The organism is Capnocytophaga stomatis, assembly GCF_002302635.1.
GTDB classification, from domain to species: domain Bacteria; phylum Bacteroidota; class Bacteroidia; order Flavobacteriales; family Flavobacteriaceae; genus Capnocytophaga; species Capnocytophaga stomatis.
Genome location: NZ_CP022387.1, coordinates 1643232 through 1670137 on the forward strand (window position 1 = coordinate 1643232; position 26906 = coordinate 1670137).

The window sequence follows — 26906 nt, forward strand, 5'->3', positions numbered from 1 at the left end:
GGATTTCGTGTGATTTGTATTTAAAAAATAGATTTCATTGTATGGAAAGCCTCGAAAATACTCATTTACGGAAGATTATCCACGTGGATATGGATGCATTTTATGCTTCTGTGGAGCAATTGGATTTTCCCGAACTTCGAGGCAAGCCCATTGCAGTGGGAGGCGAACGCGAACGAGGCGTTGTGGCGGCAGCCAGTTATGAGGCTCGGAAATTTGGTGTGCGAAGTGCCATCAGCGGGATGCAAGCAAGGCGATTATGCTCTGAATTGATTTTTGTTCGTCCGCGATTTGAACGATACCGAGAAGTATCAATGCAAATTCGTTCTATTTTCTACGAATATACTGATTTAGTGGAACCTTTGTCGTTAGATGAAGCCTATTTGGATGTAACCCAGAACAAGAAAAATAATCCGTCAGCCACATTAATTGCGAAGGAAATTCGTCAACGTATTTTTGAAACTACGGGGCTTACGGCTTCCGCAGGAATTTCCGTGAATAAATTTATTGCAAAAATAGCCAGCGATGTTAATAAACCTAACGGGCAAAAAACGGTTACTATCAGCGAGATACAAGATTTTTTAGATGTACTTGACATCAAAAAGTTTTACGGAATCGGAAAAGTTACCGCCGAGAAAATGTATCTGAAAGGGATTTTTACCGGAAAAGATTTGCGGGAAAAATCACTCGAATTTTTGGAAGTACATTTTGGTAATAACGGACTCTATTTCTATGAATTAGCACGTGGTATTCACCGAAGCGAAGTAAAACCTTATCGAATTCCGAAATCATTAGGTACAGAACATACGTATTCAAAAAATATCACCAGCGAAGTGTATGTTGAAGAAAAGTTAGTTTCCATAGCTGAGGAACTTAGCCAGCGGATGCAACGTAAAAAATTAGCAGGAAAAACAGTCACTTTGAAGATAAAATACAGCGATTTTTCAGTAAATACACGAAGTAAAACGCTTAATCAATTTATTGATAATAAGGAAGATATATTAAGTTGCGTAAAAGAATTACTTTATCAACAACCGTTGGAGGATTCCGTGCGTTTGCTCGGAATCTCATTATCAAATTTTGATAATAAAAAGGAAGAAAAAGAGGAAAGAATTAAGCCGAAATACATTCAGTTGGAATTACAATTTCCTGATAATTATCTTTTTATCTGATTGCATCATAAAAAAACAGAATGAAATAAAAACTTTTAAAAAGATTTATCTCATTCTGTATGAATGGTTTATTTTTGGTAAGATTAATTCAAGCGTCCGTCAGCAATAATTTTTTCAAGAGCTTTAATAGTTGCGTCCAAATCCTCATATGTTAAAGCATCGTTCAAGAAATAGCTTTCGAAGGCACTCGGAGGCAAGTATATACCTTCGGCAAGCATTCCGTGGAAGTATTTTTTAAATCGTTCCAAATCGCCTTTAGCTGAAGATTCAAAATCAACCACAGGATTTTCGTTAAAATGCAGTGAAATCATTGAACCAAAGCGATTTATCTGATATGGAATATCTGTTTTGGAAAGCACTTTATCAAATCCTTCGTGCAAATAAGCCGTTTTTTTAGCAAGGCTTTCAAAAACTTGCGGATTGTTATTAAGTTCGGTAAGCATAGCCAATCCGGCACTCATCGCCAATGGATTTCCGCTTAACGTTCCTGCTTGATATACAGGTCCTTCCGGAGCAAGAAAACGCATAATTTCATTGCGAGCTGCAAAAGCACCTACAGGAAGTCCGCCCCCGATTACTTTTCCGAAAGTTACAATATCTGCTTGAATACCAAGTACTTCTTGAGCACCTCCTTTAGCCAATCGGAAACCGGTCATTACTTCATCAAAAATGAGTAACGTTCCGTTTTCCGTACAAAGTTTTCTCAAGGCTTCCATAAATCCTTTTTTGGGAGGAACGCAACCCATATTTCCTGCAATTGGTTCGATAATAACTCCCGCAATCTGATTTTTATTAGCTTCAAAAAGAGTTTTAACCGATTCAATATCATTGTATTTTGCTGAAAGTGTGTCTTTTGCTGTCCCTTGCGTAACTCCCGGACTGTTGGGATTTCCGAAGGTAGTGGCTCCGCTTCCCGCTTCGATAAGGAACGAGTCGGAATGCCCGTGATAACAACCGACGAACTTAATGATTTTATCTCGATTGGTGTATCCTCTTGCCAAGCGTATAGCACTCATACAAGCTTCTGTTCCGCTATTTACAAAGCGAATTTTATCAATATTTGGCACCATTGCTACTGCCAGTTCGGCAATTTTGATTTCAATTTCAGTAGGGATTCCAAAAGAAGTTCCTTTTTTTGCACGATTTGTAACTGCATCAATAACAGGTGGATACGCGTGTCCTAAAATAAGAGGACCCCACGATGCGATATAGTCAATGAGTTTGCGTCCATCTTCATCAATTAGGTAGGCTCCTTGTGCTTCTTTGATGAAAATAGGTTCGCCTCCTACCGCATTAAATGCCCGAACAGGGGAGTTAACCCCTCCTGGTAATACTTTTTTTGCTTGAGCAAAAAGCTCACTACTCCTTTTATATAACATAATTTCGTATTGTTTTTTCAATGACAAAGGTAAGATTTTATAAGGATATAAAATTATTTGAGATTAAAAATTACAAAAATGATAGAATGAAATTAAGAAATAGGATTTTATACTTTCCGAATATAAGTAAAATTCATAAATTTTTAAATCGTTAAAATTGGTTAAATGTTAGGTTTTTCATTGCTTTTTGTGGATATATTTTGATTTTGTTTTATTTGACTGATTTTAAGATGTTTATATTTTTATTTTCTGCTAAATGTATCGTTTTCATTGATTTAAAAGATGGAGAGCAAAATGGCAAATTCATCTTTATTGGATGGTAAAAATATTATTAGAATAAAAAATTAATTAAAAAAATGCTTTTTTGATGTTTTAAATGCTAAAAAATAGAGATTGTAGTGTTTTTATTTAGTTTTTATGATGTAATTTATGCGATGTTTGCAATTTTTGAAAATAATCTTAATATTTGCCAGACTAATTCAAAAAAGGATAAAAGATGAAAGAAAAACTAATTTGGACAGTATCGTTATTTTTTCTGGCATTGCAATTTGCTTTCGCACAAGATAAAACGATAACTGGAACAGTAAAGGATGTGTCAGGTGTGCCTTTACCTGGCGTTACTGTTATGGTAAAAGGCTCGGCTCGTGGGGTTTCTACTGATTTTGATGGAAACTATAGCATTAAGGCGAAAAATGGTGATATTCTTCATTTTCTTGGTATAGGCTTGAAGTCTGTGGATAAGGCAGTTTCAGCTTCAACAAGCAAAATTGATGTAACAATGGAGGAAGAAGCTGAGCAATTGGAAGAAGTTGTGGTTACGGCTATGGGGGTTTCGCGTGACGAGAAATCCTTAGGTTATGCTACTCAAAAAGTTGAAGGTGATAGACTTTCCAAAGCTGGACAGCAAAACGCTATTAGTGCCTTGTCAGGAAATGTTGCGGGAGTGCAAGTTACGGCTTCTTCATCTATGGGAGGTTCAACGCGTATTACCATTCGTGGGGTTGGTTCTGTAACTGGTGATAACCGTCCGCTTATTGTTGTAGATGGTATTCCAATGAATAACAGTAACTATAACAATGAGAGAAATTTAGGCAGTGATTTGGGAGGGCGTGACTATGGTGATGCTTCGGCAGATATTAATCCTGATGATATTGAATCGGTTACTGTGCTTAAAGGTGGACCTGCAACGGCTCTTTATGGAAGTCGTGGAGGTAACGGGGTAATTGTTTACACCACAAAATCAGGTAAAAGAGGAAAAACCTCTGTTGATGTAAAATCAGGAATTACTTTTGAATCAACTTATATTGCTCCGATTTTACAAAATAAATACGGAGGAGGTTCTTCTACTTCTTTCCCTGAGGTTGAAATCAATGGAAGAAAATACAGCATCGCTCAGTACAGAGTTGATGAAAGCTGGGGACCTAAGTTTGAAAATCAGCTTTACTTGCCTTGGTACGCCTTCGACAAGGAAAATTTTCCGGATGATTATTTGAAAGAAGTACCTTGGAAAGCCTCTGAAAATGATGTGGATTCGTTTTTCCGCACAGGGATAACTACTTCTAATTCAGTGGCAGTTACACGCTCCGTTCAGGCAACGAATTTGCGTTTGTCAGCAAGTACGAGCAAAACAGACGGGATTGTGCCAAATTCGCATTTGAAAAAATCGACTTTGTCATTCAATTTTAATTCGAAATTAAGTGAAAAATTCAAAGTTGATGGAGGGTTGAATTATGTGCTGACTAACGGATTTAACCGCCAAGACCAAGGTTATAACGATAATTCAGTTTCTCAAAAATTTTACCAATGGGGACAACGCCAATTGGATATGAAAAAGTTACGTGATTACAAACTTTCAACAGGAGAGCAACGTACTTGGAACAGAACGGCTTGGGACGACCCAACACCTAAGTACTCCGATAACCCATATTGGATTGCTTATGAAAACACTTCTGAGGATAAACGTCATCGTTTCTTTGGAAATGTGGGCTTAACATACAACATTGCAGATAATTTGTATGCTGTGGGTAATGTTTATGGTGATGTGTATTCGTTCCACGTGAAGGAACAAGTAGCCGTAGGTTCGCAAGCAGAATCGTATTTTAAAGATATTGTTAGAAATTCTTCTGACTTTAACTACGAAGCACGTTTGCATTTTGATCCTAAAATGGGAGACAATTTCAGCTTAAATTCGTTTGTAGGGGTGTCACGCAGAGAAGCACGCTATAATTACGTGAATGGTGAAACTGTGGGTGGTTTATTAAAACCTAACTATTACAACTTAGCAAATAGTATTGAAACACCTAAAGCAACTAATTACGAAAGTTGGAGAAGAACCAACAGCGTTTACGGAATGGTTTCATTAGGCTTTAAAGAAATGTTATTTGTTGAAGCTACCGGAAGAAACGATTGGTTTTCAACAGTTTCTAAGCCTGTGTTCTATCCTTCCGTAACAGGAACATTTATATTCTCATCGGTAATTAAACCGGAATGGTTGTCTTTCGGTAAAGTGCGTTTAGGATGGGCACAAGTGGGTAATGACACTGGTCCGTACCGATTGGAAACCTACCCAACTGTAAGTAATCCTTTCTTAGGTTCACCACGTTATTCAAATCCAAATACGGCAAACAATCCGAATCTATTGCCAGAGGTTAAAACCACGCAAGAAGTTGGGTTAGAACTTAAATTGTTCAAAAACAGAGTAGGGCTTGATGTAACTTATTATGATACAAGAACTAAAGATTTGATTTTGCCATTAACTACCGACCCGTCAACAGGATATGCTTATAAGTATATCAATGCCGGTTCAATGCAAAATCAAGGTATTGAGGTTAGCTTGAGTGCTACGCCGGTGAAAACGGATAATTTTTCGTGGGATGTTACTTGGAACTTTGCCAAAAATAATAACAAATTGTTAGAGTTGCATCCGCAAATGAAAGTGTATCAGCTATCAAGCTTCTTTAGTAGCACAATCTTGAATGCTGTGGAAGGAGAGCCTTACGGACAGTTATATACTACCAATTACAGATTTCACGAAGGTACAGGGCAACCTATTGTTGGCTCAAACGGACTTTATGCCAAAGGAAAAGTAGAATCATTAGGCTCTGTAATTCCGGATTACAATATGGGGCTTAATAACGCATTCCGTTATAAAAACTTTGACCTTTCCGTATTGTTCGATTTCCAAAAAGGAGGAAAGTACTTCTCAACTAATCATATGTTTGGTATGTATTCGGGAATGCTTAAAGAAACTGCCGAAGGAGACATTCGTGAACAAGGTATTGTACTTAGTGGGGTAACCGCTGATGGGCAACCAAATACAATTGCAGCCAAGGCAACAGATTGGGCAGCAAGTCACTACTCGGGGGTTCGTGCACAAAGTGTTTTTGATGCTACTTATTTGAAATTGAGAAATGTGTCTTTGTCATATACTGTAAATTTACCGAAAAATAAACACGTAAAAGAGCTTGTTTTCTCGGCTTATGGTAGAAATTTATGGACAACAGGGCTTGATTACAAAGGTATTGACCCAGAGCAAGCCTCTTACGGAAGTGGAAACGTGCAAGGAATTGAAACCGGTTCATTACCATCAACAAGAACTTACGGTATGAGTGTTCAAATAAAACTATAACATTGAAAATATGAAAAAAATATATACATTATTGTTTTTAGGCGGGCTTTTGTCTTTATCAAGTTGTGATAAAGATTTTGAGGAAATCAATTCAAACCCAAATAGCCCAGATGCCTTTATTTCGTATGCGGTTTTTAATAGTGCCAACAAGTCATTGATGGATGGTACGCGAGGGGCTTTCTCATCTGGTCGTGTGGCACTGCAATGGATGCAGTATTCTGCACAAACTAACTACACTGAAGAGGATAGATATCAATATCGTCCTACTTCTGGAGATAATTTGTGGGCTACGTATTACTTGAGAGCACAAGATTATAAAACGATTATCGATTTGAATGCTTCTGAGAAAACTAAAGGAGAGTCTTCAAATTACGGAAAAAACGAGAACCAAATCGCGGCGTCACGCATTATGTTGGCTTATATATTCAGTAATTTGGCAGATACATTCGGTGATGTTCCTTATTATTCTTTTGGAAACAACAATCCTGATTTTCAGGCATTAGATAGCGATAAAACACTTACTCCGGTTTACGTTTCACAAGAGGTAATCTATGCGGATATTCTTAAAGAACTCAAAGAAGCCGTAGCGATGACTGTGGGTGAAGATACGGACAAAGTATTCGTTAAAGGTGATGCTTTATTTGGGTCTGTAGGTAAAATGAAACGATTTGCCAATTCATTACGTTTGCGTGTTGCTAACAGAGTAAAGAACGTACCCGCTTTATCAGCCGTTGCTCAAACACATATTACAGAAGCCATCGCCGGTGGTGTGATGCAATCTAACGACGATACGGTAGGTTTAACTTATGAAAATAACAAGGTAGCTCCTTCGCCAATGTACACTGCCTTTTTCGTTGATGCAAGGGTTGATTTCGCAGCAGGAAGTTCGTTTGTGGAATTGTTGAAAGGAGAAAGAGGTTCGTTTGGTGCTGACCCACGTTTGCAGAAATATGTCACTCCTCGTAATACCAAAATAGGTCAAGTAAGAGATAACACTTACGCTGAAAGTGATAATTTAGCTGATTACGTAGGAATGCCTTACGGAATACCGAATCATCTTACAGAATCACAAGTAGCAGCGGGAGTGTCGTTTTTCAGTTCCAACGTTTTAAAAGCAAACTACACTGAAGTATTGATGGAATATGCCGAAGTATGTTTCTTGCTTTCAGAAAATAATAGCTGGGACGATGCTTGGTACAAAAAAGGAGTGCAAGCTTCAATGGAGCGTTGGGGCGTAGATGCAACCAAATCAGCAGCCTTTGTAGCTACTTTGGCTCCTGCCAACGAAGAAAATGTAATTACTCAGAAGTACGTAGCACTTTATATGCAACCATATGAGGCTTGGAGTGAATATCGCAGAACAGGTTTTCCTAACGTATTGAATAAAGTAGGGCAAACCTACAACTTAAACGCTCCTTACAAAGAAAAAGACAAACCGGATGTTACCAATTATGTTTTTAACTCATTGGTAGAAGGAGTTACGGATTTGCCTGCTCGTTTGCTTTATTCGGCTCGATACAGTCAATTAAACAAGGAAAATTACGCTAAGGCTCTTCAAAATATGGGAATGAGTGATGATTCTATGACTCACAAACTCATTTGGGCAAAATAGAAATACTGATATTTTGAAGTTTTATCCTAAATTTGAACCACTCGAAAGAGTGGTTTTTTCTTGTTATAAAAATTGATTTTAGTGCAAAAAAATCGAATTTTAAAAAGTTAAACAATGTTAAAATACGGATTTTCTTATTATTTTTTACATTTATATATTTTTTGAAGGTTTACTTGTTGATTTTTAGTTTTTTAACCTTCAAATTGGTTTTCTAAATATTTGCTATCATTCACTAAATGAAGCAGAAATCAAATAATAAATTTATTTTCAATGCAAAATAAAGTTGCTATAATGATAAGAAATTAATAAAAAAAATGCCTTTTGTGGATTTTAAATATTAAAAAATAGATATTCTGTTGAGATTAATCTATGTTTAAGAGTTGATTTGTATGAAGTTTGCAATTTCTAAAAATAAAGCTAATATTTGCCAGACTAATTCAAAAAAGGGATAAAAGATGAAAGAAAAATTAATTTGGACAGTATCGTTCTTCTTTTTGGCGTTACAAATTGCCCTCGCACAAGAGAAAACGATAACTGGTGTGGTAAAAGATGTTTCGGGTGTGCCTTTACCTAGTATTACAGTGACTGTTAAAGGAACTACGCGAGGAGTGGCAACAGATTTTGATGGAAAGTACTCTATCAAAGCTAAGGCGGGAGATGTTCTTCATTTTCTTGGGATAGGGCTTAGAACCGTTGATAAAAAGGTTTCAGCCTCTACAACTAAGATTGATGTGGTAATGGAGGAAGAAGTAGAAGAACTTGAAGGAGTGGTAATCGTAGGGTATGGTTCTGTATCTAAAAAAGATTTGACCTCAGCGGTTTCTATTGTGGATGCAGGGACATTGGTTGAAAAACCTGTAACATCAGTAGCACAGGCTTTACAAGGGAAGACAGCTGGGGTTCAAGTTGTGAGTACAGGAGGACGTGCAGGGGATAATACCCAAATTAGTATACGTGGTAATGGCTCTTTAACTGCTTCAAATAATGTGCTATACATCATTGATGGGGTTCCACAAGAGACAATGGTCAATGTTGCAGCTGAGGACATTAAAAGTATGCAAGTGCTTAAAGATGCAGCTTCAGCGGCTATCTATGGTTCAAGAGCATCTAATGGGGTAGTGATTATTGAAACCAAAACTGGTAAGAATAATTCTAAACCTTCTGTTACATTTACATCATCTGTTGGTATTCAGGAGATTATAAAATATCCTAAGTTGTTGAAAGCTCAACAGTACAAACAAGTATTAGATGCTTCTCGTATAAACTATCAAAATGATATAGCTACTGGCATACTTAATGCTCCTAAAAATCCTAATGAGTTAACTCCTTTGCAATTAGGAAACTATGAAACAGATTGGATGTCTTTGGTTTTACAGAAAGGGCTTATCCGTAACAATCAAATTAGTGTGAGTGGAGGGGGAGAATCAACCAGCTTGTATTTTTCTGCATCAAATATTAAGCAAGAAGGTATTATCAAGCAAGACCAGTACCAGATGAGTCGTTTCCGTTTGAATGCCGAACAAAAAGTAGGTAAAAAGTTTTCGTTTGGCGTGCAGTCATATTTTACAATGTCAGAGTCTTCACCTATTGCGGACGACAACAATACGTATCAACCTTGGTCAAAAGCTTTAAACGCTCGACCCGATTTGTCTCCTTATACAGAAGATGGAAAATTGAATAGAAATTTAGGTGTGAACAACCCTTTGCACGCTTTTGAAAGATATGTGATTAGTGAATGGCAACGCGTTGGAGGAACTTTCTATATGAATTATGACATATTGGAAGGACTTAGATGGCGTTCGGCTTATACGGGAAATCTGAATGTAAACCGCTATAACAGATATGACGCACCTAACACAAAACGAGGAGAGAACGGAGATGGTGTGCCAACTGGATATGGATATTATTCAACACAGAACAATAGGGATTTTCAATCAGAAAATACCTTAACCTATGATAAGAGTTTCTTTGATAAAAAACTTAAACTTAACTTCTTGGCAGGACACTCATTCCAAAAATGGATATATGAAGATTCATACGTTGAGGGGGAAAAATTTGCTTCGTCTGACTTGAGATGGTTGGTTTCTGCTGCTGAGATAAATAAAGGTCGTAGTTATTATATTGCTATGGGATTAGAATCCTATTTCTCACGATTACAGCTAAATTGGAGAAACAAATACCATTTAATGGTATCGGCTCGTTACGATGGTTCTTCTAAGTTTTTGCCTGAAAATCGTTGGGGAGCATTCCCAGCTGCTTCTTTGGGCTGGACGGTTTCTGAGGAAGAGTTTTTCAAGGTTTCATTTATAAATGACTTGAAATTAAGAGCTTCCATAGGATATACAGGTAATCAAACAGGTATTTCATATGCTTCGGGACAAGATCTTATCGGTAGTGGCTACAACTACGACCAAAATCCGGGATTGGCATCCGCTGAATTGTTTAATCCTGCGTTAAAATGGGAAACAGGTCAGACAATAAACCTTGGACTTGATTTAGGGTTATTCAAAAACAGAATAACATTATCGGCTGATGTTTATGATAAGAAAACCAAGGATTTACTTACACGAGTTGCTGTTCCGCACGAGTCAGGATTTTCTACTCAATTGAGAAATATAGGTTCTATAAGAAACAAAGGATTTGAAGTTACGTTAAATGCTCAAATTATTAAGAGTGAAGATTTTACTTGGGATTTCAATTCTAATTTTTCATACAATAAGAATACGGTAGAAAAGATTGGAAATGAGAAAGGATACTATACAACAGGTTTTGTATCAGTTGTTAAAGAAGGTGCTCCGTTAGGTTCTTTCTACTTACCAGAGGCAATAGGAATTGCACAGGAAAAGTATGAATACAAAAACCAAAAAGGAGAGGTTACCAAAGTTGTATATCCAGGAGATATGTTGTATAAGGATATCAATGGTGATGGTAAAATAGATGCGGAAGACAACGTTCTTTTTGAAGGAGGAATAGCCCCAATATACGGAGGGTTAGGTACCAAGTTTGCTTATAAAATGTTTGACTTGTCTGTCACAGCACAATATTCAATTGGTAAGAGAATTTATGCGATGTACAAAGAGAATGCATTAGCAGGAGGAGATGTTGGTTATCCTGCCTATTCTGAAAATATGATATTAGACCAGATGGATTATTGGACACCGCAAAATACCAATGCAGTAAATCCGCGTCCACATATGGCTGCTTCTGTTGCAAGTTGGAATAATTTGAGATCTTCTCGTTTTTTGGAAAACGCAGATTATTTAAGAATATCCGACATTACGTTAGGATTTAATGTGAAAGGAGAGGATATAAAAAATATTGTGAAGTCATTGCGCATATACGCTCAGGTAAGAAATCCTTTTACCTTTACTAAATATTCAGGTGTAGATCCTGAAACTCATTACGTTGATCAATCTCAATATTCAAGTCAAAATCGTTCTGATACAAGCAAGATATCCGCAGGAGTTGATTATAATGGTATTCCGAACGTGAAGGTGTATTCTTTGGGATTAAACATTAATTTTTAAAAAAGAAGAAGATGAAAAAAATAGCATTAATATTATCAGTGGTGATAAGTCTGTTTGCATCGTGCAGTAAGGAATTGGATTTGCCTTCACAAGCTTCGCTTTCAGCAAATGCACCTTTATCATCAGAAGATGTAGACAAATTACTGAATGGGTTATATACAGCTGTTCAGAAGCCTAATGATTATGGTTATTTTAATATTATGATGACCGAAATTATGGGAGACAACTTCAAGCCCTATAAGTTTCAGTGGTTTCAAGTAAAAAATTTGTACGAAAAAACCATTCCTACAAAAGATATTTTGTTGAGTTACCAGTATAGAGATTATTACAAAGGTATCAGCCGTGCCAATACGATTTTGAATGTGCCTACTGCCACTGATGCACAAAAGGGACAGGCTCGTTATTGCAGAGCTTTAACCTACCTTAGATTGTTTGATATCTACGAGAGAGTGCCTTTGGTGGATGAGAATTACAAAGGAGAGCCCATAGCAGCTTCTACCAAAGAGGCAGTTTTAGATTTCATTTTGGAAGACTTAAAGTTTGCAAAAGAGTACTCTCCTGAATTGGATAGAAAGAATTTGGAACAGGCTCAAAAATTTCCGACAAAAGAAGCCGCGATGGCGCTTCTAGCGCGTGTGTATCGAGTTCGAGGAAATATAGCAGCAGCTACGGCTGAGGCTGAGGCTTTGATTACCTTAGGAAAGTTCTCGTTGGCTGATAATCCTTTGGAAAGAACCTCAGAGGTCATTTTCCGCTTTGCAGGTAATAAAGCAGAAGAGAACGGAGATTGGGGTTGGATTATGAGCTGGGAAGCAAGAAACTGGAATTGTTTCGGTGCAGCCGATGAACTTACAGCCCTTATTAAAGGTGAGGATACTCGTAAAGCACTATTTGATTTTGAAAATAGTGCAGATAGAAATGGTTACGTCTTTTCTAAAAAATATAAAACAGAATCCAATTCAGATTTACTTATTTCACGAATTGCAGAAATGTATTTGATTTCTGCTGAGGGAGGAAATACAAACAGGCTTACAGAATTGCAAGCCGTAAGAAAATCTTCATTATCCTTAGATGATGAAAGAAGATTGGAAATGTCTTTCGAATGGACTCGCTGGCAGGATTTAAAACTTAAAGGGATAGAAAATTACGTGCCACCTTATCCTGAAGGAGCTTTAAATGCAAATACATTGTTAGGTAAATAGTTTCTTTTTGATAGAAACAAACAACAAAAATCGCAGTAATATATTTTTTACTGCGATTTTTGTTTTGGATTCAATCTAAGTGGTCATTTCAACTCCATTTTCTCGGCAAAATAGTCGCAGAAATCACGCATTGTGTCACGCATTTTTTCATCGTTGGTGGCTCTGTGAAAAGTGTCAGCCATTGCAGAAAGAGTCTGGTAGAAAAACATTTTCATTTCGTCAACGGGCATTTCTTTGGTCCACAGATCAATACGTAAGGCTTCCTTAGTTTTAGCGTCCCACACCGAGAGGAAAACGGCTTTGGCTTCTTCGTTATAAATTCCGCCGTCTTCGGCATTCCAAAATAATTTTTCAGGAATCTTATTTTCGTCTAACTCAACGGTTAACTGAATGTTTGATGTCTTTTTTTGCATTATTTTTTAGGTTTGTAAAAAGATTGTTTGAATAATTCGTCTGGCTTGATTGCAAGCATCTCAATTACTGATGTTTGCTCATTTTTGTTCATAAATGCTTTGATAATTTGTAATCCGATAAAGCGTCCCACACCTCCAGGCGATTCGCTATCCAACTCCAAGTAAAATTTTGAGAAAGGAGAAGGATATATAAATCTGTTCAGTAGTTTTTTATCTGTTTGATAAAGGAGTTCATTATCAATGAAATATCTCCATATTTGCGATTCGTTTTCCACCGCCCATTTCCATTTTGTTTTGTCATATTTCAAAATTTCGGCTTCCGATTTTTTAGGGAGAAGAACCTCAGTCAGGTACAATTTTTTTCCTTCATAAATCATATTATCCAAAAATGTAAGATGCTGACGACGAGGAACTAATTTATCTGTAAAGGATTCGGCAACATCAATCACAATATTTTCCTTTTTTAGTTCAAAACGAATGTATTTCTGAATATTTTCGTAAAAATGATGATTTTCTCCTAAATAATTATCAATCCCAATTAATAACAAGCTGTCTGCATAAATAACTCTGGATTGGTAATCTACCTCTGAGGTGAGTGTGATGACCTTAGGGGCTTGAAAATTAGGGAAATAATATTTGATGTGCTGAAATAAATTTTTGATTTCTTTCTTCTCTTTTGACAAATCGCCCACATTTTTCTGAACTTCCTTGTATAGTGCTTGTCGCAAGCTATCTTTTTGAATTTCAATCCATTCGATATCACTTATGTTTGAAGTAAAAAAGAAGGGATAAGTTTTTCTCAGTTCCGGAATTTTCTCCGAAGGGGTCGCAAAAAAGAGAGAATCAAAGCGTATCGTTTCGATTTCCATCGGAATTTGAGCAATTTCTCTTTCTTTTTTGTTTCCGCACGCCATAGCGGCAAGCAATCCAGTACACAGAAGTAATTTTTTCATTACAAACAAAATCTAAACTATGGTGGCAAATATATGAAAAAAATGAAAAGTAAAAAATGAGCAAAAACTGCCTGCATTTTACTTTTTCGTGATAATTAGGCGTTTATTTGTTTTTCTGTCGTATATTTGCGAGGTACTTTGGATTAAAATTTGATTTTTTTAAGTTAGAAAGATAGCAAAATATTGCATAGATGAAAAAAATACAAGGATTTTCAAAACTAACAAAACAACAAAAAATAGATTGGCTGTGTGAGGCGTATTTTTCGGGTGATGAGCAGGCACATTCCTATTTCGAGAAATATCACAATGCAGATGAAAACCTACAAAAATTGCACGATGAGTTTATAGAAAATGCAGTTTCTAATTATTATCTGCCCTTTGCCATAGCCCCGAATTTTGTTATAAATGGGAAAACTTACACCGTCCCGATGGTTATTGAAGAAAGTTCTGTGGTTGCTGCTGCCAGCCGAGCTGCCAAATTTTGGGAATCTCGCGGAGGATTTAAAGCTAAAGTGATTTCTACTGAAAAAAACGGACAGGTACATTTTATGTTCTATGGGGAAAAAACAGATTTGGAACGCTTTTTTAATGAAATAAAACCCAAAATGTTAGCTGATGCTCAGGTTATTACTGCCAATATGGAAAAACGAGGCGGGGGCATAACAGGCATCCGTTTGGTGGATAAAACTTCTGAACTGGCTAACTATTATCAACTCTTTGTTACTTTTGAAACTTTGGATGCGATGGGTGCGAATTTCATCAATTCGTGTTTGGAATCTTTTTCGCAAACTTTCCGTCAGGAAGCTGTGAATTTCCCTGAAATCGATAAAAAATATGAAATTGTAATGTCCATTTTGTCAAATTACGTTCCGGAATGTTTGGTGAGGGTTGAAGTTTCTTGCCCTACAGAACGTTTAGCTGTTGCGAACTTAGGCGGAAAGGAATTTGCAGAAAAATTTGTCAGAGCAATAGCAATCGCTAATGCTGAGGTTCGTCGGGCAACGACTCATAACAAAGGGATTATGAACGGAATAGACTCGGTAATTTTAGCTACAGGAAATGATTTCCGTGCGGTGGAGGCTGGCATTCACGCTTATGCTTCCCGAAGCGGAAAATATCAAAGTTTAACAGAGGCTTTTGTTGAAGATGATGTTTTTCATTTCAAAATAGAAGTTCCGCTCGCATTGGGTACTGTTGGCGGATTGACCAACTTGCATCCACTTGTGAAAACCGCTCTGCAAATTTTAGAAAAGCCTTCTGCTAAGGAATTAATGCAAATTGCCGCTACGGTGGGGCTGGCTCAGAATTTTGCTGCGGTAAGTTCGCTTATTACGCTTGGCATCCAAAAAGGGCATATGAAGATGCATTTGATGAATATTTTGAATCAATTGGGTGCTAATGATGCTCAAAAGCAATATATTACAGATTATTTTAAAGATAAAACATTAACGTACAGAGATGTTTCTGCCGTTTTTGAAAGTGTACGTCATTTAAATTGACAAATCAAATAATTATTAACTTAAAAATATTTTTCTATGAAAAGACTATTTTTACTAATCGCGTTTCTATTCTTACAGAATGTGTTTGGGCAAATTACTTCGGAAGAGTTCAGTTCAAGTCGGCTTAATGACAAGCGGAAAATAGCAATTTACCTTCCTGAAGGATATTCCGAAAGAGAATCATATCCACTTTTTGTTGTGCTTGACGCAGCTTCACTTATGGAGCCTATGATTGCAGCGACACGTTATTACGAGTATCTTCAGTGTATGCCCAAAAGCATAATTGTTGGGATATTCAACACACATACAGATGTTGCCATTGCTGAAGAAGTAGGTCATCCAATGAATGAAACTGCTCAGTTTTTTGAATTTATCGGAACTGAGTTAGTGCCTTACATAAAAGGAAAATATCCAATCAATACTTTGCGAGGAATCGTGGCTTCGGAAGAAGCGGCACATTTTGCAAGTCATTATCTTTTAAGTGATAAGCCTCTGTTTAATGCCTTGATAGCATTGAATCCTAAAATTCAATCTTATATTAAAAAGTATCTTCCTGAGCAGTTTACAAAAGCAAGGCATCACAAGTTTTGTTACATCGCAACTACCGATATGGAAAACGACAAAACCTTGAAAGAAATCGAAGATTTGGATATTCAACTCAAAAAAGCTTTCAATAAAAACGTAAATTATAACTACGAAAAATTCACGGGAACATCGCCTGAATCTGCTGATTTAATGGGTATTGCAAGAGGATTGGATTTGCTTTTTGATATTTATAAGCCAATTACCGCAAAAGAATTTAAGGAAAAAATACAGCCCCTACAAGAAAATATTTTTCAGTATTTGGGAGAGAAATACACAAAAATTCAGAATGAACTGGGCGTGAAGAAAAAGCCGTCACTCAATGATGTTCTTGCCATTTACGATGCTATTCATCAAAGAGAAGATTGGTTATCATTATCGGATTTATCTGATTTTGTGAAAGCAAATGGATACAGTGATACGGCAATGCCAAATTTCTTCTTAGGAGAATATTATGAAAAAATAGAAGAATACAAAAAGGCGACCAGAGCGTATCAAAAAGCTTATGGAGAGCCGAGTATTGATTTTATAAACTCCGACCTTATTAATGACCGAATAACAAACTTAAGAGGAAAATAATCAAATTTTTAGTCTGATTAACAGTGAATTATGAAAGTTAAAACGACATACTTTTGCCAAAACTGTGGTACTCAGTACAGTAAATGGCAAGGGCAGTGTTATGCCTGTAAGCAGTGGAATACGATTGTTGAAGAAGTAGTTCAAAAAGAAGAAAAAAAAACTTGGCAGGCTGAACCTTCTAAAGTAAAAAAAACAGCCAAATATGTATCTGTTTCTCAGATAAGTACCCAGCAAGAAACTCGATTGAATAGCAACAATCACGAGTTGAATAATGTTCTGGGAGGAGGAATTGTTCCCGGTTCTGTGATATTACTCGGTGGTGAGCCGGGCATTGGGAAAAGTACACTTTTGCTACAAATCGCACTTAATTTGCCTTACAAAACGCTTTACGTATCGGGGGAAGAAAGCGAAAAGCAAATCAAAATGAGAGCTGACCGTATCCCACACAAGTTGGATAACTGTTTCATACTTACAGAAACAAAAACACAAAATATTTTCCATCAAATCAAAGAATTACAACCCGAAATTGTTATAATTGATTCTATTCAAACCTTGCAAACGGATTACATCGAAGCTTCTGCGGGAAGCATTTCACAAATCAGAGAGTGTACCTCCGAGCTTATAAAATTTGCGAAGACGACCAATACGCCAGTTATTCTTATTGGGCATATCACTAAAGACGGACAAATTGCAGGACCCAAAATTTTGGAACATATGGTGGATACGGTTCTTCAGTTCGAAGGAGACCGAAATCACGTGTATCGCATTTTACGTTCACTAAAAAATAGATTTGGTTCTACTTCAGAATTAGGTATTTATGAAATGATGAGTAGCGGTTTGCGTGAGGTGAATAATCCGTCCGAGATTTTAATTTCCAAAACGGATGAAAACATTAGTGGAACTGCTATTGCTGCCACTTTGGAAGGAATGCGTCCGTTAATGATTGAAATACAATCACTTGTAAGTACTGCGGTTTACGGTACGCCTCAACGAAGTGCGACGGGATTTAACGCAAAGAGACTCAATATGTTACTCGCGGTATTGGAAAAAAGAGCTGGTTTCCGATTGGGGGCAAAAGATGTATTTTTGAACATAACAGGAGGTATCACTATTGACGATCCGGCTACTGATTTGGGAGTTGCGATGGCAATTCTTTCTTCTAATGAAGATATTGCAATTGAGAAAAATGTCTGTTTTGCAGGTGAAGTGGGATTAGGAGGAGAAATACGCCCCGTGCAACGTGTGGAACAACGCATCACGGAAGCCGAAAAACTCGGATTTGAAACCATTTTTATTTCCAAATACAACAAAATAGCTCTGAAAAATACGGCGATAAAAATTGTAAAAGTAGCTAAAATAGAGGATGCTATTCAGGAATTATTCGGATAAGCCCAAAAGCTCAAATTTTAAAATTTGAGCTTTTGAAAACCTATTTTTTCTTCTTTCCACTGCGGAAAAATAACACAGTCATAACGATAAACCCGATACAAACAAGTCCGAAAAAACCGATAATGATGCTGCCAGCAGTGTGGTCATAAAGTGCAATGTTTTGAGGTATCATATTAAATAGTGAATTTGAAGTGGCTAATTTATAGCTTTTTAGTGTCGAAAAATATGATATTTGTCATAATTTGAGTGTTTGAAGTGATTTTTTGTATTTAAATTATTGGTTATTAATGAATTGTTCTGCTATTTTGAGTTGTTTTAAAAAATATTTCTGCAAAATACGAGTTATTTCTATTTTCGTCTGTAAGCCAAATCATTTAAATTTTTGAGAAATAAATCTTACATTTGCAACGTTGAACTACTATTAAGGCGAGGATACTGATGGAAAATATACAGGCTATAAAACAACGGTTTAGCATCATCGGGAATAACCCAAAACTTAACCGAGCTATTGAAAAAGCAATACAAGTTGCTCCAACGGATATTTCGGTGTTGGTTACGGGAGAAAGTGGCGTGGGAAAGGAATCTATCCCGAGAATAATACATTCTCTGTCTTTGCGAAAACACGGTAAATACATCGCTGTGAACTGTGGTGCTATTCCGGAAGGAACGATTGATTCTGAGCTATTTGGTCACGAAAAGGGAGCTTTTACAGGTGCAACTTCTACTCGTAGCGGATATTTTGAAGAAGCCGATGGAGGAACCATTTTTTTGGACGAGGTGGGCGAGCTTCCGTTAACCACGCAAGTGAGGTTACTTCGTGTGCTTGAAAATGGCGAATTTATTAAAGTAGGTTTGTCAGTTGTACAGAAAACCAACGTTCGTATTGTGGCTGCAACGAACGTAAATTTGTTTGAAGCCATCAAAAAAGGAAAGTTTCGTGAGGATTTATACTATCGTTTGAACACAGTTGAGATTTATTTGCCTCCGCTTCGTGAACGAAAAGAAGATATTCATCTGTTATTCCGAAAATTTGCCTCTGATTCTGCCGAAAAATACAAAATGCCTCCGATTAAGCTAACCGATGATGCGGTAAATTTACTTTTAAATTATCGATGGAGTGGAAATATACGTGAATTACGAAATATTGCGGAGAAGGTTTCGGTTTTGGAAAGAAAAAGAGATATTTCAGCAGCAATTTTACGAGAATATTTGCCCGAAGAAGGAACAAACTTGCCAACAGTGGTAGGAACAACCCGAAGTGAAAGTGAATTCAGTAACGAGCGGGAGATATTATATAAGGTGTTGTTTGATATGAAAAACGACCTGAATGATTTGAAAAAATTAACCTTAGAATTGCTACAACACGATAATTCTCAGAAAGTTAAAGAAGATAATAAAGGACTGATTCACAGGATATACGGAGAAAGTTCACATCCAACGGAAGTTACCCCCGTGGTTTCTATAATTCCGGTGGAGCGAGTACAACCTTTGCGAGATATTTCTGATAAGGAGGAACTGTATGATTATGAGGAAGATATAACTGAAGAACCTCTTTCCTTACAAGATAAAGAATTGGAATTGATTATCAAAGCTTTGGAAAGAAATGGAGGAAAGCGAAAGGAAGCAGCGAAGGAGTTAGGTATCTCAGAAAGAACTCTTTACCGAAAGATTAAACAGTACAATCTGGATTTGTAAATATAGATTCTTAAGATAGTAGAAATCAATATTTTTGATGATAAAATCGTTGAAGATATTGATTTTTATATAACTTATTTTTTAGATTATAATTAAATTAAATAAAAATAATTTTAAAATATTAAAAATGACTTTGTCTGTTTGGCGTTACGCTCATTTGGCTTTGGCTTTGTTGGGTTCTGTTTTCATCCTAATTGCTTCTGTAACAGGAATGATTTTGGCTTTTGAGTCTGTCGTGAATCATTCTAAAGCTTTAAAAAGTGTTGATTTGGATGATGTTAACTTAAAAGAAACGATTATTTCTTTGAAGGAAAAATATTCGGAAATCCTTACTTTGAAAATAGATGAAAACGAGTTTGTTCAGGCTGAAGTTGTTGATAACGAGGGGAATAATTCTGTTTTCTACATCAATCCCAAAACAGCTGAAAAAATCGGAGAAACCTTCAAAAGAGCCGAGATTTTCACCTTTTCACAGACGTTGCACCGCTCGCTTTTTATGGGAAAAACGGGGCGTGTTATTATGGCGGTGGCTTCTTTTCTGCTTATGATGATTGCTTTTTCAGGTATTTTTCTGATTATCAGGAAACAGAAAAGCTGGAAGCATTTTTTTCGTAACATTGTGAAGGAGAGCTTTTTTCCGTACTATCATACAATTTTCGGCAGGTGGGTTTTGGTGCCTATTTTCATCATTACTTTTACGGGATTTTACCTTTCTTTGGAAGGATTTTCGCTATTGCCAGCGGAAGAATCTTTGGAGGAAGTGAACGCCGATTTGCTTTTGGAAGAGCCTAAAAAAGAGATTTCGGACTTTGTGACATTTGAGGTTCCTTTGTCAAAAGTTCGTAAAGTGGAATTTCCTCTTTTTGAAGATGTTGAAGAATTCTATCGGATAGAAATGATAGATAAGAAGTTGATAATTAATCAGTTTACAGGAGAAGTGCTTCGCCAGTCCGATTCTCTTTTAACAAAGATTATTTCGCATTACAGCCTAATTTTGCATACGGGTCGCGGTACTTTAATTTGGTCTTTTGTGCTGTTTTTGTCCTGCATTGGGATATTGTTTTTTATTTACTCAGGATTTGCAATTACGCTAAAACGCAGAAAATCAAAGATTAAGAATACTTTTAAGAAGGAAGAATGCACGCATATAATCCTTGTAGGTTCGGAGGGAGGAACTACTTTTGTTTTTGCCAATATGCTTCATAATGAATTGATTAGGTTGGGAAAGAAAAGTTTTCTGGCAGAAATGAACGCTTTTTCTCTTTACGAAAATATGGAACATTTAATTGTGATGACTTCAACCTATGGTCAAGGAAATGAGCCTTTTAACGCTACAAAATTTAAAAAATTATGGCAAGAAAATGAGGTTAAGAATCCTTTTTGGTTTTCTGTTGTGGGCTTTGGTTCGTTGGCTTATCCTGATTTCTGCAAATATGCCTACGAGGTTGATGAGTTGTTGAGAAAGTCTTTAAAAGGAAAATCTTTTGTTGATATACATACAGTTAATAATCAGTCCTTTGAGTCATTTTCTCACTGGGCAAACTTATGGGCTGAAAAACAAGGAATTGTATTGCAATTGCCGGCTGAAATGATTTTGAGGAAGAGACGAAAACAATTTGATTTTAAGGTAGTTAAAAAAACAGATATTCAGTGTGATGAAACATTTTTGCTTGTTTTAAAGCCTATTGATAAAGTGAATTTTGAATCTGGAGATTTACTTGCCGTAACGCCCGATACTGATGGTCGTGAACGATTGTATTCCATTGGTAAAACCATTGATAATGAGGTGTTATTAAGTATCAAACGTCACGAAAAGGGAATTGTATCAAATTTTCTAAATAATTTAAAATCAGGAGATTTATTGAAAGCAGGATTGGAGGTTAATCAAGAATTTCACTTTCCTAAAAAAATGAATCAGGTGGCTTGTATTGCTACGGGAACAGGGATTGCTCCTTTTTTGGGAATGGTTGAAAACAATAAGAAGCAAATTCCTATAACGCTCATTTGGGGAGGAAAAAACAGGGAATCGTTTGATATTTACCGCGAAACCATTTTGAAAAATGTGTCCGAGAAAAGGATTTCAGATTTGCATTTGGCTTTCTCTCGTTCTGAAAATAAATGCTATGTGCAGGATATTGTTCGGGAAAAGGCTTTATTTTTCGCAAAACTACTTGAAAATAATGGAGTTGTAATGATTTGTGGTTCTGTTGCAATGCAAAAAGGAGTAATTGCTACTCTTGAAAGTATCTGTGAAAAACATTTAGGAAAATCCCTGAGTTATTTCCAAAACAAAGGGCAAATCCGGATGGATTGCTATTAAACAAAATGCTTAAAAAAACGCTTATTTCGGTCTAAGTTATCAACAACAAATGTTGAAAACTTTGCGAAAATTTGTTTCCGAAATCTTAAAAATTTCATAATTAACAATATCTTTAGAATCTGACTTTGAAAATTCCGTTAAGGAATATTATTTTTTATTTACTTAGTTTTATGGAATAAAATTCTTTTAATTTTATTTTTATTAGAATAAATTTATTTTAAATTTTGTTTTGTATGGGATTGTCTGTTTTTTAGGAATAAAAAGGAATTAGTTAATAATTGTGTTTTTGAGAGTCTCCTATTAATGTGAGGTTTTGATTTTGATTAATTTTTGTACATTTGTCTTGTTAAATATGCTTTGTAAGGAGTGTATTTTTAGAATTGTTTAGTAAAGATTTTGCACAATGAAGACTCGTTTTTTTCATAGTATTTTAGTTTTATTTATTTCTTTTTTATTTTTAAATGAGATACACTCTCAGTCAACTGGTAGGGTGGAGTCTGTTTCTTTGAATTTCAGTGATGCTTGTGTTTCAGCTACTCACAACAATTTCAGCTTATCGTTTAAATGGAGTCCTCCATTTCCAACAGCAACCAACCAATACATAATTGAATTATCAGACGCAACGGGGAGTTTCTCTAATCCCGTTGAACTTAAGAGAATAACAGGACAAAATACAAACTTAGAAGTATCAACCAATGTGCAACTGCCCACTACAGTTCACGGTGATGGTTATAAAATAAGGGTAAGTAGTACTGCTCCTTCAAGCTCTTTGGTAAGTAATGCTTTTTCAGCGTATTACTTGAATGTTACAACACGTTTGAAACTCAATAATGATGAGTCAAGGTTAGCTCTCTGTCCAGGGCATTCCAAAGAAATATCTGTGGATAAGAATACGGAAAAAGCGTACAAATGGTATAAGAACAACGTTTTGATACCTGGAGTTACAGGTCCTTCATATACTGTTTCAGAAGCAGGAACGTATCACGTCACTGTGGATTATGGTAATTTTTGCTCTGGTTCATCAAACTCTCGTTCTAACAACGTTGAGGTGACAGTAGCAGGTAATATGGGGATGAGTATATCTTCAAGTCCTTCAGAAACGAATATTTGTAAAGGGCAGAGTGTGACACTCAATGCAAGCAGTAAAAACACTTCATACACTTATAAGTGGTATCGTAATGATGTTGTAGTGTCAGAGGGAGTAGGGCTTGATACCTATACGATACCAACAACCGGAGACGTTGCGGGAAGATATTACTTAGGAGTTGCAGTTCCAGGTCAGGATTGTGAAGAACGTACCAATGTTATCGAAATAAAACTCAAAGAAGATTTTAAAGTTTCAGCCACTGCAACAGATGGTGATTTGATGTTGCCTGGAGCGACGAAACAGCTCAGAGCGGAGACTGTGGCAGAAAGTCCCTCGTATCAATGGCTTTTGAATGGTACGGAAATTAGTGGAGCTACTTCTCAGAACTATACGGCTTCCCAGCCGGGAGAATATCAGGTGAAAGTAACACAAGGCGGAACTTGTGCAGGTTCGGTATTGTCTGAAAAAGTTACTCTGAAAAGCCCGACGAGTTTTAAAGTGGAAATCAAGTATAAATCAGCTTCCTATCAGGCTTGTTTGTATGACAAAACATCACTGGCAATTGAAAAAATTGTAGCTATAACGGATTCCGGTGAAGTAGTTATGGAGCCTTCTACATATAATGTATTCACATATCAATGGTACAAAGGAACAGAGGCCGTTAATGGGGCTACTAATAATGAAATCTTTTTAGATAACACTTCAAAAAATGGAGCTTATTCCTTACAAGTTTCTGCTTCGGGATATAATTCAATTCCTCGTTCCAATGAATTACCTATTCAACTTATTGATGCGAGTGCAGTTAAATTGAATGAGGGACGCAGAAATATTGAATTTTGTACCAGTTCCGCAAAACTTACTGCTGATCCTGCTGATCCTTCAGCAACCTACACTTGGTATAAGGAAGGTGTTGAGGTACTTAGTGAAGTTGGTAAATACGAATATGAAATTTCACAAACGGGAACTTATCACGTTTCTATGATGAAGCAAGGTGAAGCCGGATGTGCCGCAGTTTCTAACTCCATAGTAGCGATTAAAGATGATGTTACGGCAGGCTGGTCAAGAGATATGAGACCAAAGGAAATTTATGTTGAAGGAAAATCCTACACATTAACCATTTCTCATACGATGACAAACCCAACAATAAAATGGTTCCGTAACGGACAGGAAATATCCGGTCAAACGGGACTTTCACTAACTGTTACGCAACCAGGTAGTTATTACGCTGAGTTGGTGAATGGTGGAACTACTTGTGCGAATGAAAAAAGAGTAACACCAACACAATATTATATAGAGGTAAAAAGTTTGAAACCAACCATAGGTTTTAAAATGCAACAGAATCAGTCAGAGAACTGTGATGGGACGGCTACTCAAACTACGCTGGAATTGCAGAAGTTAGAAGGAGTTTTGGTGGGGGAAGAACCATTACCTTTCAATAGTGCCGATTTTGATAATTTCACTTACCAATGGTTGAAAGATGGCATTCCAATCCAAGGACAAACTGATTACAAAAATTTGCTGGTAATGAATGATGGGTCGATAGGGGAGTATTCGTTGCAAGCAACGTATAAGTCATCAATTACAGAGTCCAACAAATTGAGAGTTTCGTTCGCCTCTGTTCCTGATGTTACAATACAAACCGAAAGTCCTAACAATACACCTATAATATGTCCGGGAGGAAAAACAACATTATCTTCTTCTGTTTCTTCAGCGGCATATTCTTATCAGTGGTATAAAGAAGGTAGCAAAATTGAAGGTGCAGTGGAAGCTAATTATGATGTTACCGAAGCAGGAAATTATTACATAGAAATATCAAACGGAGTATGTACTAAGAAATCCGAGACGGTTTCCGTGAATTACTTTAAAGCAGAAAACATAAAGATTATTCGTTTGGATAACAATATGGAGGTTCCTGATAAATCTTCTTTTTCTGCAACGAAAGGGCTTGAGGTTGGAGTTTTAGACAGTAGTAGTGATTATCAGTATTATTGGAGTACCCCTGATAAGCAAACCTTTGGTGAAAAGGTTGTAATTACAGAAGTTGGAGTTTATACTTTAACAACTACAATCGGAGGAACTTGTTCGCCGGTAGTGGTTTCATTTGAAATAAAAGATTTGTACGAAATTAATGATATACCGAATGTTGTAACACCGAATGGGGATGGATTTAATGATTTTTGGGAAATTCCAAATGAGTATCTAAATAAAAGTTATGTGAGGGTAAGGATATATTCTCAAGAAGGGAAAGTGGCTTTCGACGGAACGAATTATGACAACAGGTGGCCTAATGTAAATATCTCCAAAGATATAGGCAAAAGAGCTCTCCTTTATATGTACGTAATTGAAGTCAATGGGAAAGTCGAGAAACAAGGGGTTATTACCGTAATTAAATAATGAACACAAATAACTTATTACTTTATTTAGATAATAAAGACGGAATTATGACAAAAAGAAGTACTATCATATTAATCGTTTTTACTTTTTTTCTGCAATTTGCTGTGGCTCAGAAGGCATATCATTATTTGCCCTACGAAATGCCTGGGCATACAGCCGTGAAATTTAATTCTTTTTTAATGAACCCCGCATTTCCGATTTTTGGAGAAAGGGAATCTCATATCGCGTTGTACCACAGAAATCAGTGGATGAATTTCAGAAATAATTTTAAAACCTATATGGGAACTTATGGCAGAAAATGGTCTGACCAAGAGATGTTCCACGGGATGATTTTTCAGAAAAAGGCAGGTGTATTTACCAATTACGGAGTTTTAGGAAATTACATACATCAGATTGAAATTTCTGATGAAAATTACCTTCGATTGGGAATCAATGCAATGTTCGGGATGACAGGAATTTCCAAAGATGAAGTGATAATAAACAACCCCGGAGACCCAATTTTTGAGAATGTTTCAAATACCGGGATTTTTAATATTCAGCCGGGATTCGATATTAATTTCGGGAAAATACATTTTGGGGTTGTAGCTGAAAATTTAGTGGATTACGCCATCTCAGCCGAAGAAATGGCTGTGCCGTTCAACGCAAAATCTTTTGTAGGGCATTTAATGTACCGCAATACAATGATGAGTGGTTCCGGTATATTGGAGGAAGCTACTTTTTCGATGATGGCAAGAGCCAGAAGAAGTTCCGAAAACTTTCAATTGGGTGGTAACATAATGCTGGATATGCCTTTGATTGGCTGGGTTTATGGAGGTTATGACCAAAAATATGGAGTGTTTGGAGGGTTGGGCTTTAACGTGACATCTCATTTCAGTGCAGGCTTTGGATATGAGCAAGGGATAGGTTCTTACGTGAGCAATCTGGGAGGAACGTATGAAATCAGTTTGGTTTACCAGTACGGAGGAAAAAGACACGAGAAAGCCAGAAAGTTAGAAGAAGCCAGAAAAGCCAAAGAAGCTGATTCGGACAGAAAAAAAGTGATAGAAAGTGCTAAGCCGGAAACTCCGAAAGAAGCCGTGGCTGAAAAACCGAAAGAGACAGTCAAACCAGTAGTGGAGCAACCTAAAGACCCTGTAAAATCATTGCAAGACCGAATCAACGTGCAAGAACACAAAATTGCCGGAGGAAAAATTGTTGATGGTTACTATGTTATTGTTGGGGTGTTTAGAAATCCGAAAGGGGCGTATCAACGCTTAAAAGAAGTTAGGTCAATGGGGCTTACGGCAAGTGCTTTCTTGCATCCTCAAAATAATATGACCTATGTGTATTTCAATCAGCCGTATGATTCGAAAGAAGATGCAGGTTTGGTAATGAGTCAAATGTTAAAACGACGTGAATTTTCAGACATAAGTATTTGGATATTAAGAGTTGTTAAATAATACGATAAATATTCAAAAAACTTATTTCAGATATATAAT

16 protein-coding genes are annotated in these 26906 nt (G+C 36.6%); 12 read left to right on the forward strand and 4 right to left on the reverse strand.

Annotated elements, in window-relative coordinates:
• The first annotated feature begins 41 nt into the window (after nt 1–41).
• Entirely contained in the window at nt 42–1169 is a 1128-nt protein-coding gene (gene dinB, locus CGC58_RS07325; protein WP_095896131.1) for a DNA polymerase IV, read from the forward strand.
• Nucleotides 1170–1252: 83 nt separating this feature from the next.
• On the opposite strand, the gene hemL is transcribed toward dinB, so the two are convergent.
• Nucleotides 1253–2548: a glutamate-1-semialdehyde 2,1-aminomutase gene (gene hemL / locus CGC58_RS07330; protein WP_095896132.1), complete on the reverse strand. Its 1296-nt coding sequence runs from the start codon at nt 2546–2548 to the stop codon at nt 1253–1255.
• 496 nt (nt 2549–3044) lie between these two features.
• Here hemL and CGC58_RS07335 point away from each other — a divergent pair, with 496 nt between their 5' ends.
• From CGC58_RS07335 to CGC58_RS07350, 4 genes are all read left to right on the forward strand, one after another.
• Nucleotides 3045–6176 (forward strand): SusC/RagA family TonB-linked outer membrane protein, encoded by a 3132-nt coding sequence (locus tag CGC58_RS07335; protein WP_095896133.1) that lies wholly within the window; start codon nt 3045–3047, stop codon nt 6174–6176.
• Between the two features lie 10 nt (nt 6177–6186).
• On the forward strand, nt 6187–7788 hold the full coding sequence (locus CGC58_RS07340; RefSeq protein WP_095896134.1) for a SusD/RagB family nutrient-binding outer membrane lipoprotein: 1602 nt from the start codon (nt 6187–6189) through the stop codon (nt 7786–7788).
• A 455-nt stretch (nt 7789–8243) separates the two neighbouring features.
• Nucleotides 8244–11315 (forward strand): SusC/RagA family TonB-linked outer membrane protein, encoded by a 3072-nt coding sequence (locus CGC58_RS07345; protein WP_095896135.1) that lies wholly within the window; start codon nt 8244–8246, stop codon nt 11313–11315.
• Between the two features lie 11 nt (nt 11316–11326).
• Entirely contained in the window at nt 11327–12517 is a 1191-nt protein-coding gene (locus tag CGC58_RS07350; RefSeq protein WP_095896136.1) for a RagB/SusD family nutrient uptake outer membrane protein, read from the forward strand.
• Between the two features lie 83 nt (nt 12518–12600).
• Here CGC58_RS07350 and gldC read toward each other — a convergent pair whose 3' ends face one another.
• Both gldC and gldB read right to left on the reverse strand, forming a co-directional pair.
• Nucleotides 12601–12930 (reverse strand): gliding motility protein GldC, encoded by a 330-nt coding sequence (gene gldC, locus CGC58_RS07355; RefSeq protein ID WP_095896137.1) that lies wholly within the window; start codon nt 12928–12930, stop codon nt 12601–12603.
• Nucleotides 12930–13883 carry a gliding motility lipoprotein GldB gene (gene gldB, locus CGC58_RS07360; RefSeq protein WP_095896138.1) on the reverse strand — a complete coding sequence of 318 codons (954 nt, stop codon included), beginning with the start codon at nt 13881–13883 and terminating at the stop codon, nt 12930–12932. Before gldB ends, gldC begins: the two co-directional genes overlap by 1 nt.
• Before the next feature lie 191 nt (nt 13884–14074).
• Between gldB and CGC58_RS07365 the strand changes: the two genes are divergently transcribed.
• Genes CGC58_RS07365 through radA form a run of 3 tightly spaced genes read left to right on the forward strand, consistent with a single transcriptional unit; the run spans nt 14075 to nt 17932 of the window.
• The gene (locus CGC58_RS07365) at nt 14075–15382 is read left to right on the forward strand and encodes a hydroxymethylglutaryl-CoA reductase, degradative (protein WP_095896139.1); all 1308 of its coding nucleotides are present in this window, start codon (nt 14075–14077) and stop codon (nt 15380–15382) included.
• Between the two features lie 36 nt (nt 15383–15418).
• A complete protein-coding gene (locus CGC58_RS07370; RefSeq protein ID WP_095896140.1) occupies nt 15419–16543 on the forward strand; it encodes an alpha/beta hydrolase in 1125 nt (374 codons plus the stop codon).
• Nucleotides 16544–16570: 27 nt separating this feature from the next.
• Nucleotides 16571–17932: a DNA repair protein RadA gene (radA, locus tag CGC58_RS07375; protein WP_095896141.1), complete on the forward strand. Its 1362-nt coding sequence runs from the start codon at nt 16571–16573 to the stop codon at nt 17930–17932.
• A gap of 40 nt (nt 17933–17972) precedes the next feature.
• Here radA and CGC58_RS12905 read toward each other — a convergent pair whose 3' ends face one another.
• Entirely contained in the window at nt 17973–18104 is a 132-nt protein-coding gene (locus tag CGC58_RS12905; RefSeq protein ID WP_255318135.1) for a hypothetical protein, read from the reverse strand.
• 266 nt (nt 18105–18370) lie between these two features.
• On the opposite strand from CGC58_RS12905, the gene CGC58_RS07380 reads away from it, so the two are divergent.
• From CGC58_RS07380 to CGC58_RS07395, 4 genes are all read left to right on the forward strand, one after another.
• A complete protein-coding gene (locus CGC58_RS07380; protein ID WP_095896142.1) occupies nt 18371–19627 on the forward strand; it encodes a sigma-54 interaction domain-containing protein in 1257 nt (418 codons plus the stop codon).
• 127 nt (nt 19628–19754) lie between these two features.
• Nucleotides 19755–21947, forward strand: coding sequence for a PepSY domain-containing protein (locus CGC58_RS07385; protein WP_095896143.1), 2193 nt, complete (start codon nt 19755–19757; stop codon nt 21945–21947).
• 403 nt (nt 21948–22350) lie between these two features.
• Complete coding sequence (locus CGC58_RS07390) at nt 22351–25428, forward strand: Ig-like domain-containing protein (protein ID WP_095896144.1); 3078 nt, start codon at nt 22351–22353, stop codon at nt 25426–25428.
• Entirely contained in the window at nt 25428–26867 is a 1440-nt protein-coding gene (locus tag CGC58_RS07395; RefSeq protein ID WP_095896145.1) for a PorP/SprF family type IX secretion system membrane protein, read from the forward strand. Before CGC58_RS07390 ends, CGC58_RS07395 begins: the two co-directional genes overlap by 1 nt.
• Nucleotides 26868–26906: the final 39 nt, after the last annotated feature.

Excerpts from the sequence above, each read along its gene's own strand:
- CGC58_RS07340 (WP_095896134.1), top strand. The coding sequence starts at position 6,187 with ATGAAAAAAATATATACATTATTGTTTTTAGGCGGGCTTTTGTCTTTA.
- CGC58_RS07385 (WP_095896143.1), top strand. The coding sequence starts at position 19,755 with ATGACTTTGTCTGTTTGGCGTTACGCTCATTTGGCTTTGGCTTTGTTG.
- CGC58_RS07350 (WP_095896136.1), top strand. The coding sequence starts at position 11,327 with ATGAAAAAAATAGCATTAATATTATCAGTGGTGATAAGTCTGTTTGCA.
- gldC (WP_095896137.1), bottom strand. The coding sequence starts at position 12,930 with ATGCAAAAAAAGACATCAAACATTCAGTTAACCGTTGAGTTAGACGAA.
- CGC58_RS07380 (WP_095896142.1), top strand. The coding sequence starts at position 18,371 with ATGGAAAATATACAGGCTATAAAACAACGGTTTAGCATCATCGGGAAT.
- gldB (WP_095896138.1), bottom strand. The coding sequence starts at position 13,883 with ATGAAAAAATTACTTCTGTGTACTGGATTGCTTGCCGCTATGGCGTGC.
- CGC58_RS07345 (WP_095896135.1), top strand. The coding sequence starts at position 8,244 with ATGAAAGAAAAATTAATTTGGACAGTATCGTTCTTCTTTTTGGCGTTA.
- CGC58_RS07335 (WP_095896133.1), top strand. The coding sequence starts at position 3,045 with ATGAAAGAAAAACTAATTTGGACAGTATCGTTATTTTTTCTGGCATTG.
- CGC58_RS07370 (WP_095896140.1), top strand. The coding sequence starts at position 15,419 with ATGAAAAGACTATTTTTACTAATCGCGTTTCTATTCTTACAGAATGTG.
- CGC58_RS07390 (WP_095896144.1), top strand. The coding sequence starts at position 22,351 with ATGAAGACTCGTTTTTTTCATAGTATTTTAGTTTTATTTATTTCTTTT.
- CGC58_RS12905 (WP_255318135.1), bottom strand. The coding sequence starts at position 18,104 with ATGATACCTCAAAACATTGCACTTTATGACCACACTGCTGGCAGCATC.
- CGC58_RS07395 (WP_095896145.1), top strand. The coding sequence starts at position 25,428 with ATGAACACAAATAACTTATTACTTTATTTAGATAATAAAGACGGAATT.
- CGC58_RS07365 (WP_095896139.1), top strand. The coding sequence starts at position 14,075 with ATGAAAAAAATACAAGGATTTTCAAAACTAACAAAACAACAAAAAATA.
- dinB (WP_095896131.1), top strand. The coding sequence starts at position 42 with ATGGAAAGCCTCGAAAATACTCATTTACGGAAGATTATCCACGTGGAT.
- hemL (WP_095896132.1), bottom strand. The coding sequence starts at position 2,548 with ATGTTATATAAAAGGAGTAGTGAGCTTTTTGCTCAAGCAAAAAAAGTA.